Source organism: Massiliimalia massiliensis, assembly GCF_900155615.1.
GTDB lineage: Bacteria > Bacillota > Clostridia > Oscillospirales > Ruminococcaceae > Massiliimalia > Massiliimalia massiliensis.
Genome location: NZ_FUHT01000002.1, coordinates 52,622 through 64,469 on the forward strand (window position 1 = coordinate 52,622; position 11,848 = coordinate 64,469).

At 46.2% G+C, this 11,848-nt stretch carries 13 protein-coding genes; 3 read left to right on the forward strand and 10 right to left on the reverse strand.

What is annotated here, in order from left to right:
• Positions 1-7: 7 nt before the first annotated feature.
• From CZ360_RS00245 to CZ360_RS00260, 4 genes are all read right to left on the reverse strand, one after another.
• Positions 8-436: an RbsD/FucU family protein gene (locus CZ360_RS00245; protein ID WP_077532870.1), complete on the reverse strand. Its 429-nt coding sequence runs from the start codon at positions 434-436 to the stop codon at positions 8-10.
• 22 nt (positions 437-458) lie between these two features.
• Complete coding sequence (locus tag CZ360_RS00250; protein ID WP_077532214.1) at positions 459-1,472, reverse strand: aldo/keto reductase; 1,014 nt, start codon at positions 1,470-1,472, stop codon at positions 459-461.
• Between the two features lie 230 nt (positions 1,473-1,702).
• Positions 1,703-2,794, reverse strand: a complete 1,092-nt coding sequence (locus CZ360_RS00255) for an HAD-IC family P-type ATPase (RefSeq protein ID WP_077532215.1) — start codon at positions 2,792-2,794, stop codon at positions 1,703-1,705.
• 209 nt (positions 2,795-3,003) lie between these two features.
• Complete coding sequence (locus tag CZ360_RS00260; RefSeq protein WP_077532216.1) at positions 3,004-3,198, reverse strand: hypothetical protein; 195 nt, start codon at positions 3,196-3,198, stop codon at positions 3,004-3,006.
• A gap of 196 nt (positions 3,199-3,394) precedes the next feature.
• On the opposite strand from CZ360_RS00260, the gene CZ360_RS00265 reads away from it, so the two are divergent.
• Positions 3,395-4,084 carry a DUF2461 domain-containing protein gene (locus tag CZ360_RS00265; protein ID WP_159438051.1) on the forward strand — a complete coding sequence of 230 codons (690 nt, stop codon included), beginning with the start codon at positions 3,395-3,397 and terminating at the stop codon, positions 4,082-4,084.
• Between the two features lie 267 nt (positions 4,085-4,351).
• Here the strand turns inward: CZ360_RS00265 and tnpA are convergent, their stop codons facing one another.
• Positions 4,352-4,813, reverse strand: a complete 462-nt coding sequence (gene tnpA / locus CZ360_RS00270; RefSeq protein ID WP_077532218.1) for an IS200/IS605 family transposase — start codon at positions 4,811-4,813, stop codon at positions 4,352-4,354.
• Positions 4,814-5,018: 205 nt separating this feature from the next.
• Positions 5,019-6,155 (reverse strand): ATP-binding protein, encoded by a 1,137-nt coding sequence (locus tag CZ360_RS00275; RefSeq protein WP_077532219.1) that lies wholly within the window; start codon positions 6,153-6,155, stop codon positions 5,019-5,021.
• Between the two features lie 303 nt (positions 6,156-6,458).
• Here CZ360_RS00275 and gap point away from each other — a divergent pair, with 303 nt between their 5' ends.
• Positions 6,459-7,472: a type I glyceraldehyde-3-phosphate dehydrogenase gene (gene gap, locus CZ360_RS00280; RefSeq protein ID WP_077532220.1), complete on the forward strand. Its 1,014-nt coding sequence runs from the start codon at positions 6,459-6,461 to the stop codon at positions 7,470-7,472.
• Between the two features lie 60 nt (positions 7,473-7,532).
• Here the strand turns inward: gap and CZ360_RS00285 are convergent, their stop codons facing one another.
• The gene (locus CZ360_RS00285) at positions 7,533-7,715 is read right to left on the reverse strand and encodes a hypothetical protein (RefSeq protein ID WP_077532221.1); all 183 of its coding nucleotides are present in this window, start codon (positions 7,713-7,715) and stop codon (positions 7,533-7,535) included.
• A 158-nt stretch (positions 7,716-7,873) separates the two neighbouring features.
• Between CZ360_RS00285 and CZ360_RS00290 the strand changes: the two genes are divergently transcribed.
• A complete protein-coding gene (locus CZ360_RS00290; protein ID WP_229407945.1) occupies positions 7,874-8,206 on the forward strand; it encodes a helix-turn-helix domain-containing protein in 333 nt (110 codons plus the stop codon).
• Between the two features lie 69 nt (positions 8,207-8,275).
• On the opposite strand, the gene CZ360_RS00295 is transcribed toward CZ360_RS00290, so the two are convergent.
• The 3 genes from CZ360_RS00295 to rimI all read right to left on the reverse strand — a co-directional run bounded on the left by CZ360_RS00295 (position 8,276) and on the right by rimI (position 11,816).
• Entirely contained in the window at positions 8,276-10,048 is a 1,773-nt protein-coding gene (locus CZ360_RS00295) for a phosphoenolpyruvate carboxykinase (GTP) (RefSeq protein WP_077532222.1), read from the reverse strand.
• A 199-nt stretch (positions 10,049-10,247) separates the two neighbouring features.
• Positions 10,248-11,285 (reverse strand): tRNA (adenosine(37)-N6)-threonylcarbamoyltransferase complex transferase subunit TsaD, encoded by a 1,038-nt coding sequence (tsaD, locus tag CZ360_RS00300; RefSeq protein ID WP_077532872.1) that lies wholly within the window; start codon positions 11,283-11,285, stop codon positions 10,248-10,250.
• Between the two features lie 81 nt (positions 11,286-11,366).
• Positions 11,367-11,816 carry a ribosomal protein S18-alanine N-acetyltransferase gene (gene rimI / locus CZ360_RS00305; RefSeq protein WP_143530103.1) on the reverse strand — a complete coding sequence of 150 codons (450 nt, stop codon included), beginning with the start codon at positions 11,814-11,816 and terminating at the stop codon, positions 11,367-11,369.
• Positions 11,817-11,848: the final 32 nt, after the last annotated feature.

Consider the following 11,848-nt stretch of genomic DNA (forward strand, 5'->3'; position numbering starts at 1 on the left):
CTGCCTGTTATTTTACTACGCCTTTTTTGAGAATCACATTTGCATACAATGCCGTTTCCCCGGTAGTTACCACGGCATAAGCCTGTCTTGCACGCTGATAAAACTCAAACCGGTCGATTTGAATCTCACGCAGCCCGTTTGCCTCGTGCCGTTTTCCAATCTCCCGATAGGTATCCCAAATTTCCGGGCGATAAGGATCGTCCGGCATCACCTGCATCAGCAGTGTGGGATGTTCCACATAAGTATCCAACGGCATAAGCTGCAAAATGGCCTCCAACAGCTCCGGGATTCCGTGGCCGTCGCACCGGATTACACAGGCCGGATGCGCATGCTTCGGAAAATTACCGTCCGCCAGCACCAATTCGTCGCTGTGTCCCATCTCCATCAGGACTTTCAGCAGCTCTGGAGACAATATAGAAGGGATTCCCTTTAACATAAGCACACTCTCTTTCCATCCGTTATTCCGATATGGTTCCGTTTTCATCCCAAAGGGAATGCCAGTCATCGGCGCCTTCCCAGAGAAACACCTGCCCTTTGATCAGGCGGCAGTTGCGGTCCAACCTCTTCAGAATTTCCATCTCCTGCTCTGTGAGCGGATCCTCTGCCGTACATTCCAGGTTGCTCTGATATTCGTTTTCGTGAATAGAAAACGGAATCGGAACCTGCCCCCTCTGCACTGCCCATTTTAAGCAGACCACCGCGGGATGCACCCCATGCGCCTTCGCAATATCCACCAGTTCAGGCACCTGAATATCCGCAATATCTCCCTCCGATTTATCCCGGTCAGGCCGGGTCGGAGAGCCGATCGGGCAGAAGCCCACCGGCTGAATCCCTTTCTCCATACAATAGTCAAACAGCTCCGGCTGCTGAAAGCAGGGATGTAATTCCATTTCAATTAATGCGGGTTTCATTTCACATAGCGGCAGTACCTTTTCAAGCTTTGCCACCGTCATATTTGACATACCGATATTTCTCGCCAGCCCCATTTTCTGAATCCGCTCCATCTGCCGCCAGGTGGACATAAACTCCTCTACAGAAAACGGCCTGGAATCCGGATTCCGGGAATCCCCGTCGCAGCCCGGCGCATGATAATTCGGGAACGGCCAGTGTACAAAGAAGGTATCGATATAATCCAGCTTTAAATCCTTCAATGTTTGCGCTAGGGACAGCAGCACGTCCCCTTTGCCGTGCATATCATTCCATACCTTGGAGGTGATATGCAGTTCCTCTCTTTTCACCAAACCGTCCTGAAACGCTTTTGCAAACACTTCTCCGATCTGGTGTTCATTCTGATAAACCGCCGCGCAGTCAAACAGGCGGTATCCGCACCGGATTGCGCCGTAAACGGCGTTTGACACCTGCTCAGCGGTAAAACGGTCTGAGCCAAAGGTTCCCATCCCGATACAGGGAATTTCTTCTCCAGTGTAGAGCTTTCTTTTCGGCACACATGCCGGATCAATTGGTTTTCCCATTTCTATAGCACTCCTTTCCTGCGGAATGAAAGTTTGTTTTGCCTGCAAAGCCGCAAAACACCATCTGAAAAATTAATCCTTCAAATTCTTTTCTTCATTCCATTTCGAACGCTGCTTTGAGCTTCAGGCTGATTTTGTCTCTTTTCGTCCGCTTGCTGTAATACAGCCCAAAAGCGAAACGTTTCGTTTTTATTATATTAACACTTCCCGGATATAATGTCAAGCGTTTTTCATAGGAATATGAGCTTCTTTGCCTCCTGCTGCACCTGATAGAATAAGATATCCCGGTTAAGCAGCTTTCCGGCGGAAACCTCGCGGTATTTTACCCCCTTAAGGGCAAGCGGAATCAATGCCGCATTGTAGATAATCGCTGAAAGAACTGCGCTCTGCGGGGAATGCAGATTCATGATATTGAGCGTAGACAGTCCCGGATACAGCCCCATAAACAGGGCTGGAATAATGGCAAAATACTTTTCCACGTCATTCGCAATAGAAAAGGTTGTCAGGCTTCCGCGCGTCATCAGGAGCTGTTTTCCAATACGGACAATTTCAATCAGTTTGGTTGGCGAGGAATCGAGATCAACCATATTTCCAGCCTCTTTTGCCGCCTGTGTACCACTGTTCATGGCAACCGCGACATCAGCCTGAGCAAGCGCCGGCGCATCGTTGGTACCGTCTCCGGTCATTGCCACCAGATGCCCTTTTGCCTGAAAATCGCGGATCATCTTAAGCTTTCCTTCCGGTGTAGCCTCGGCAAGAAAATCATCCACGCCTGCTTCACTGGTTACTTCTACTACAATCCAGTCGGACAGTACTGTAGTGCCGCCGGTCACTGCGCTCCGGCCGCCGCCGCTTTCACGAATCACCGGTGCGGACTCGCCGATGATGGCGCTTTCGTCCACCGAGGCGGCTCCCTCAACCACTTCGCCATCCGCTGGAATTTGCTCGTTTGCCCTAACGATAACTAGGTCATCCTTTTTCAAGGCCGCGGAAGATATGACTGTCACTTCTTCTTTTTGGCCGATTGAAGGGATTTTATATACGTCCACATCCCGCTTTGAAGCGCGCAGGGCGTCTGCCTGCGCTTTTCCTCTTCCCTCTGCAATGGCTTCAGCAAAATTAGCAAACAGGACTGTAAACCATAGAATGATAGCGATGGCAAGAGTAAAGCCGCTCGAAGCGTCCTTCAGGCCAAACAATGACGCCAGCCAGAGACCTGTAGTTAAAATTGCTGAAATATATACCAGCAGCATTACAGGATTTTGAGCCTGCGTTCTCGGAGCCAGCTTCACAAACGAATCCTTGACCGCTCTGCCGAGCATTTTTTATCGGCAAAAGCACTCCTTTCTTCACAAAATCAAGGCTGGTTTCACTGATAAATCCATCACTGAAACGATAGTGGCAACCACCAAATTATGTTTAGAAGATTGATCATTCTAACCTCTCTGTTCCGATTACAAATTCTATCATCACCACCATAAAAATAGTGTTAGCAGGAAGATCATGCTATTAAGAAAGCGTTAAGACACCCCTACATCCATCCGCAAAGCCATATCACAGGCAGCATTACCAACGTGGCAACAGCGAAAACCGCCGCCAGAACTGCTATGGGCATCACGGCTAAGCTTACTATTAAGAATATCCCAGAGAATCTGTATGAAAAAGCCTTTTTTGAAACCGCTTTTTCCCGTTTGAAGCTATGAAATGACCGTTTGATTTCCGTCATCTTATTTCCCCCTTATGGCCCTATTTTACCGCCCCGGATGCTAAAATGGTAAAAGGAAAGCAGAAAAGAAAGTTAAGATAGGGTAAAGCCAGGAAAAAGCAGTTTACAAAGTGCTTTTCCCTGGCTTTTATGTTATAATGGGCCTATGAAATTATTCCTTAATCGGCAAATTACCTTGCAAAGGATGGATCAGAAGATGAAATTGTTTTCCAAAGCTACACTGGACTATCTCTTTGAAAATCGGATGAACGACAGCAAAGCATGGTTTGAAGAGCACAAAAGCACCTATCAGACAGAGGTATTCGCTCCGCTGCACGACCTGGTAGAAGCGCTGACTCCGGTTATGATAAAGATTGATCCGAATTTCACTACGAACCCCCGTGTGGATAAAACGATCTGCCGGATCAGGCGGGATACGCGCTTCTCCCATGATAAGTCTCTGTACCGGGATAACATGTGGATTATTTTTAAACGCGGAAAGATGCACGGCACCGAGGTACCCGGCGTCTATTTTGAAATCTCACAGCACGGCTTTGAATACGGCTGCGGGTTTTATCATGCCTCTCCTGCTTATATGAATGCGCTCCGCACACGGATTCTCAGAGGGGATAAGCTGTTTTTGCAGGCAGAGAAAGCGCTTTCCTCCCAAAACACCTTTCATCTGGCAGGAGAATGCTACAAACGCCCCCGCTTTTCAGACCAGCCAGACCGGCTGCGAGAATGGCTGGAACGCCGTGAAATCAGCATCATTGCAGAAAGCAAGGATTTTCCCCTGCTCTTTTCCGACAAGTTAGCGCCGATGCTACAGCAGGAGTTTGAAAAGCTGGCGCCAATCTACCATTTTTTCCTCCAAACAGCATTGGAACATCACCAGCTAACAGAATAAAAGAGGACGGGCAGTATTCTCTGCCCGTCCTCTTTTTCTGATATCATTCTAATCTTTCTATCACCTATTCCAGTTCAAATGCACCGGTATAAAACAGATAGTATTTTCTCTTTCAGGCGATTGATCCCATCATAACCACCCGTCAAACGGGTGGTTTGCTCGCCCCTATAAGGGGCAGATACCGACCAGCGCCTAAAGACGCTGGCTTTCTCTTTGTTCAAGCCTATTGCCTTTGCCGCTTTTGCCGCCCCTTAAAGGGCGTTCGTACTACCTGCTACCCTTAAAAGGGTCTTCATACTCTTTTACACTCAATTTATCCAGTGCTATATCGTGCTTTTCCTGTTCCTCTATGTATTTCCGTATGGTTGCCTCATTGAGTCCTACTGTACTTACATAGTACCCCTCTGCCCAGAAATGTCTGTTCCCATACTTATACTTTAGATTTGCATGTTTATCAAACATCATCAACGCACTTTTTCCTTTCAAGTATCCCATGAAACTTGACACACTTATTTTTGGTGGTATACTTAAAAGCAGATGTACATGGTCAGGCATCATATTTCCTTCCAGTATTTCTACTCCTTTGTATTTACACAGTGTTCTTATGATTTTCTGCAAATCCACTCTATACTGTCCGTATATCGCTTTTCTTCGGTATTTCGGTATGAACACTATGTGGTACTTACACATCCATTTTGTGTGTGATAAACTGTTTGTTTTATTTGCCATTAAAATCACCTTTCTTTTTTTGCAATAAGCTTGAACATCTTATTGTACCACGAAAGGTGATTTTTTTGGTTTAACCTTTTGTTTCCCACCCGCATAGCGGGTGGTTTTCTGTTTCGTGCCGCTGGCACTCAACCGTCTAAAGACACTAATAAAAAACGCAGGATCATTGATCCTGCGTTTGCTGAACACTACCTGCAGCGTGGCATTATGGACATCCGTATTTCTTTTCCAGCTCTGGAATCTGGTATTGACAAGCCTCTGAAAGGATCGCGTCCATTTCCCAGTTGCTTTTGTCAAATCCCCTGTCATATTTGGTCGTCCGTTCTTTAACCCGCGTCCCTGTCGCCAAGGGAAAGCGAATTGTGACAATAGTTCCCCGATGATATTTGCTCTCGATCGAAATATTGCCCTTCTGTTCCTCAATTAAGGCCTTGGCCAGGGTTAGTCCCATACCCAAATGGCCGCTTTTTTCCGGACCGGTTATCAATGGGTCATACACATGATCCAAAAGCTCCGGCCGGATACCGTTTCCATTGTCTTCTACTTCTATAACGATATCGTTTTTATCCAGATGACAGCGAATTTGGACTGTTCCCTTCTCTTTTTTAGCTAACGCCTCATATGCATTTGCCAGGATAAAAGCCAGCGACTTATGAAACAGCAGCTCATCCAGACGTACAAAATATCTCTTTGAATCCTTTGTCTCATCCTTAAAAACAAGGCGAACGGAACCGGTCGCCTTTTCATTCAGAGAATCTACTCTCAGCTTTAACAATTCTCGGACATTTACGATACAAGGGTCTTGCTCAATCTGTCTGTAAAGCCAATAAATATAGGTATCACAGTTCGCATCGTTCATTCTGGAACGATACCTTCCATAGCAGCAGTCATATTCCAATGCTTTCTTTTCCGCATTCCCCTTTAAGCGTTCCAGAGCCTCTGATTCATTGATGAGCAATTGTGACAAATTTCGATAAAGCCTCTGTTCTTTTTTCAAAATCCGTAAAACAATGTTTTCTTCTTCCCAGCAATAGTATTGGGAATCGTCAGACTTTAGCAGCGTCACCATAAAAAAGCGTGCTTGATTTTCCTTTTCTTCCACAGATACCTTTATCGGTTGGCCCGGCTGCCGGCTCAGCATCGCGCGCAGGAGCTTATCAGAAGGGCTTTCATTCAGCGGAAAAAGCTCTGTTATTTTCATTCCCGAACGGATCGAGGGATGCATCCTTTTCGCCTGCATATTCATATCACAGATACAAAAAGAGAGATCTGTTACAAATAATATCTCCGGTAAATTTCTGATTGTCTGCCGAATGCTCTCTAGATGTTCTTGTTCTGTCAAGATAACCAGCTCCCTTTCCACTGAGATACATTTTAATTATACGGAATTTATATTTAAAAGTAAAGGAAAAATAACCTTGCTAAAATTGGCGAATATGATTATATTTTATTCTGTATTTGTCACGCTTCTGCCATTATTCGACATAATTCGTTCAGTTTATTCAAAAGAAATTCCGATTCGGTTTTTTTCTCAAAAAACAGAGCCTTTTCTTATAAAAATTTTCTGTTAATTCTCTGTCAAACTCTTGTATTCTCCGTCAAAATAGTATAAAATAGAACTGTAAAAATTATTTGGAGGTTATCTATTATGGTAAAAGTTGCTATCAATGGTTTTGGTCGTATCGGCCGCCTTGCTTTCAGACAAATGTTCGGTGCTGAAGGTTATGAAGTTGTTGCAATTAACGACTTAACTGATCCGAAAATGCTGGCTCATCTGTTAAAATACGATTCTTCTCAGGGAAGATATGCACTGGCTGACAAGGTTGTCGCCAAAGATGATGCTATCGTTGTTGACGGAAAAGAAATCAAAATCTATGCAAAACCGAACGCTGCTGAACTGCCTTGGGGCGAACTGGATGTAGACGTTGTTCTGGAATGCACCGGTTTCTACTGCTCTAAAGCAAAAGCACAGGCTCACATCGATGCTGGCGCAAAAAAGGTTGTTATCTCTGCTCCGGCTGGCAACGACCTGCCGACCATCGTTTTCAGCGTAAACGAAGATACCTTGACTGCAGATGACAAAATTATCTCCGCAGCTTCCTGCACTACCAACTGCCTCGCTCCGATGGCAAAAGCTCTGAATGACCTGGCTCCGATCAAGAGCGGTATCATGAGCACCATCCACGCTTACACTGGCGATCAGATGGTTCTTGACGGCCCGCACAGAAAAGGCGATTTCAGACGTGCCCGCGCAGCCGCTGTTAACATTGTTCCGAACTCCACCGGTGCTGCAAAAGCAATTGGCCTGGTTATTCCGGAACTGAACGGCAAACTGATTGGTTCCGCTCAGCGTGTACCTGTTCCAACCGGATCTACAACAATTCTGACCTGTGTTGTTGAAGGTTCTGTTACAAAAGAAGAAATCAATGCTGCTATGAAAGCTGCTGCTTCCGAATCCTATGGTTACAATGATGAACAGATCGTTTCTTCCGATATTGTCGGAATGACCTACGGTTCTCTGTTCGATTCAACTCAGACCATGGTAATTAACCTCGAAAACGGAACCAGCGAAGTTCAGGTTGTTTCTTGGTATGACAACGAAAACTCTTACACCAGCCAGATGGTAAGAACAATCAAATACTTTGCTGAAATCAAATAATTTATTTTTGCATTGAAAAGCGGACAATCCTTAGGGATTGTCCGCTTTTTCTTTTTTCGATCAGTCAAGATGAATATAAAGATCAATTCTCTGGCTCTTTCCATCTGGCCGGACTGTAAAATGATATGTATTGGGATATCCTGCCTCCGGTTCATGGGATCCATGCAGCAGGCAGCATCCGCTGCATACGCTCATGATAAACGCTGACAATAAAAACAGGAACAACAGTTTTTTTCCTTTCATTCCATTCCCTCCTCACTGAATTGGCCATCTCTGCTATACAAAAGAAAACTAATGACGTCAATAAAACTATGCATATATTGATATTAATATATCATATTAGATAATGTAATGTCAAGTTTTGTAGCGTATACTAATAAAACAAGAGGATAATTTGAAAAATGTTTGCAAAGTATCTTCAGAAAGGAATGGCTACTGATATGATTGCCGATCGAATCAAGCAGTTGAGGGAAGAAAGCGGATTGTCACAGGCACAGCTTGCCAAACAGCTCCATGTGACCCGTTCCAGCGTAAACGCGTGGGAAATGGGGCTTTCCATGCCAACCGTACAATATATTGTTGAATTGGCTCGCCTTTTCCGTGTGCGCACGGATTATCTCCTGGGAATGGAGGAGGAACAGACTCTTTCGTTAAAAGGGCTTACATCAGAGGAGATCAAGCTGCTGTATTCTCTGCTGGAATATTTTCAAAGGTCTGAAAACGACAAAAGCTGATATAGTATTCTCCGATAATGAAACAAAAATCCCCTGTACAGTTTGTACAGGGGATTTTATATTGGTACTTTACTTATCCAGTCTTGCTTCTAATGCATCGAGCTGGTCAGCCATTTCCTTCGGCAGCCTGTCGCCAAATTTTGCATAAAATTCGCGGATGCCCTTTGCTTCTTCCTTCCAAAGATCCACATCAACATCCAGCAGACCCTTGACAGTATCCAGATCGATGTCCAGACCCTCAAGATTGATATCTTCTGGTTTCGGTTCATATCCGATTGGGGTTTCTACTGCGTCCGCAGCACCCTTGCAACGGTTTACGATCCACATCAGGACACGCATGTTGTCGCCAAAGCCCGGCCAAATGAAGTGGCCTTCATCGTCGGTTCTGAACCAGTTAACGTTGAAGATTTTCGGCGCTTTATCGCCCAGCTTTTCACCCATTTCGAGCCAGTGCTTGAAGTAGTCGCCCATATGGTAGCCACAGAATGGCAGCATAGCCATCGGGTCACGTCGGACAACGCCGACAGCACCGGTAGCAGCAGCAGTTGTTTCAGAAGCCATGGTAGAGCCTACGAATACGCCATGTTTCCAGTCAAAGGACTGATAAACCAGCGGAGCGGTTTTTGCACGGCGTCCGCCAAATACCATCGCAGAAATCGGCACACCCTGCGGATTGTCAAATTCAGGGCTGATGCACGGGCAGTTTCTTGCCGGAGCAGTAAATCTGGAGTTCGGATGAGCTCCCTTGATTTCGTCCTTTTTGCCGTTCCACGGCTTGCCTGTCCATTCCACCGCATTTTCCGGCGGATTTTTATCAAGGCCTTCCCACCAAACAGTGTTGTCATCCAGATTGTGAGCAACGTTGGTGAAGATAGTGTCTTTCATAGTAGTTTTCAGAGCATTCGGGTTGGATTTCATATTGGTGCCCGGTGCAACGCCGAAGAAACCGTTTTCTGGGTTAATTGCATAGAGTCTGCCGTCAGCGCCCGGTTTCAGCCAAGCAATATCGTCTCCGACAGTCCATACCTTGTAACCCTGTTTTGCATAAACTTCCGGCGGAATCAGCATAGCGAGGTTTGTTTTACCGCAAGCAGACGGGAAAGCAGCGGAGATATAGGTGGTCTCTCCGTTCGGAGCTTCAATGCCGAGGATGAGCATGTGCTCAGCCATCCAGCCTTCATTTTTGCCCTGATAGGAAGCGATACGCAGCGCGAAGCATTTTTTGCCGAGCAGTACGTTTCCGCCGTAACCGGAGTTGATAGACCAGATTGTATTGTCTTCCGGGAAGTGGACAATGTATCTCTTTTCCGGATCAACGTCAGCTTTGGAGTGCAGGCCGCGTACAAAGTCGTTGGAGGTATCGCCGAGATTTTCAAAAGCAGCTTTTCCAATACGGGTCATGATGTCCATGTTCAGAACAACATAAATAGAGTCGGTCAGCTCAACGCCGACCTTTGCAAGCGGAGAACCGATTGGTCCCATAGAATAAGGGATTACATACATGGTACGGCCCTTCATCACGCCATCATACATCGGGGTCAATTTTGCGTACATTTCCTTCGGGTCACACCAGTTGTTGGTCGGGCCAGCGTCTTCTTCTTTTCTGGAGCAGATAAAGGTACGTGCTTCTACACGAGCGACATCGTTCGGGTTTGTTCTGTGAAGCAGGCAGCCCGGCAATTTTTCCTGATTCAGTCTTTCCATTTCCCCGGTAGAAACAGCTTCATCTCTCAGAGCACTCAGTTGTTCTTCGCTACCGTCAATCCAAACAACTTTGTCCGGTTTACAAAGAGCAACCATTTCCTCAACCCAAGTGAGGACATTTTTGTTGTTAGTTAACATTTGTAAAACTCCCTTCAATTGAAACATTTTTGATCTGCTTTCTTCTTTTCAGCCGCAAAAAGCCTTCCATCTGCTTTCGGCAAAATGCCGAACAAAAGAAAAATCAAATTTCTCACAACTACTATTATATAGAGACTCTGTCAAAAAATCAATCTCTAATTTATGAATTTTTTATAATTTTGACATTTTTGTGTCAAAGTTACAAAACAGCCTCTTTTATCTCAAATTTTTCGTCAGTGATTGGAAGGGAGGCCGTCGCGTTCAGGCTCATACCGGCTTTTTTTGCATGAACAGCTTCAAAATAGCCCTGGCTTGCAATCATTGCGGCATTATCTCCACAGTAACAAAGAGGCGGCATATACAATTTGATTCCCATTTTTTTACATTCTGTTTCCATCCTGGTACGCACACCGCTGTTTGCGGAAACACCGCCGGCCAGTACAATTTTGTCGGCACGATATTCTTCCGCCGCGCGCATCAGCCGGCCGCTTATCAGGTCGCAGACAGTCAGCTGAAAAGACGCCGCAACATCTGAAACGCAAACCTCTTCTCCTTTTTGTTTTGCATGATGGATCAGATTAATCACCGCGGTTTTCAGTCCTGAAAAGCTGAAATCATAAGGGTTTCCGTCCACCTTTGGTCTCGGCAGCCTGTAATGGTCAGGATCTCCATTCTGTGCCGCTTGATCCATGTGTACGCCTCCCGGATAAGGAAAGCCCAGCGCCCGGGCCGCCTTATCATAGGCTTCCCCGACTGCATCATCGCGAGTACGTCCGATGATCTCATATTCAGTATAGCTCTTCACCCAGACAATATGACTATGCCCGCCTGACATGACCATACATAAAAACGGCGGTTCCAGCTCAGGATGCACCAGATAATTAGCCGCAATATGTCCCCGGATATGATGAACCGGGATGAGCGGCTTTTTTTTAACAAGGGCCAGGCCCTTTGCAAAGTTCACTCCAACCAGCAGAGCGCCGATCAAACCCGGCGCGTAGGTGACCGCGACTGCATCAATTTCATCAAGTGTAAGCCCGGCCTCTTTTAAGGCAAGGTCTGTTACCCCGACAATACTCTCACAGTGCCTACGGGAAGCAATCTCCGGGACAACGCCGCCATAAAGCTTATGTTCCTCTATCTGTGAAACCACCATATTGGAAAGGACCTTTCTCCCGTCCTCCACTACAGCCACAGCAGTCTCATCGCAAGAGCTTTCTATCCCCAGTACCTTCATTCCTGTCGTTCCTTTCTTCTTTTCCCCAATCTCTTCCAGCGCAATAAAGCAAGAAAATGTGACGGCATACCGCCGCCACACTCAGCTAACCAGTTTTCTCAGCAAAAGCGCATCCTCTACCGGCTTGACGTAATAGTTTTTCCTTCGTCCAACCTGCTCAAAGCCCAGCCGAGTGTAAAAGGCAATAGCCGAAGCATTGCCCGTCCGGACTTCCAGTGTATAGCAGCGAATTCCCAGACGCTTGGCCTGAATTTCCAGTTCCTTTACCAAACGGGCAGCAATCCCCTTCCGCCGGTACTCAGCCTGTACTGCCAGGAGATTCAGATCTCCCTCGTCAAATACATGGTGCACATTCAGGTAGCCTACAACCTCATCGTTCAATAGAGCTACCAGTGTCAGTGCGGACGGGGATGCATACTCCTCCTCCCAGCTTTCCAAGCTCCAGGGCGTGGTAAAGCAGGCGCAGGAAATCCGATATATCTCCTGAATATGCTCAGGCCGCATCGTGGTAACAGAAAGTCTTTCCTTCATCCTGATTCCGCCTAATCTCAATCTTGTTTATG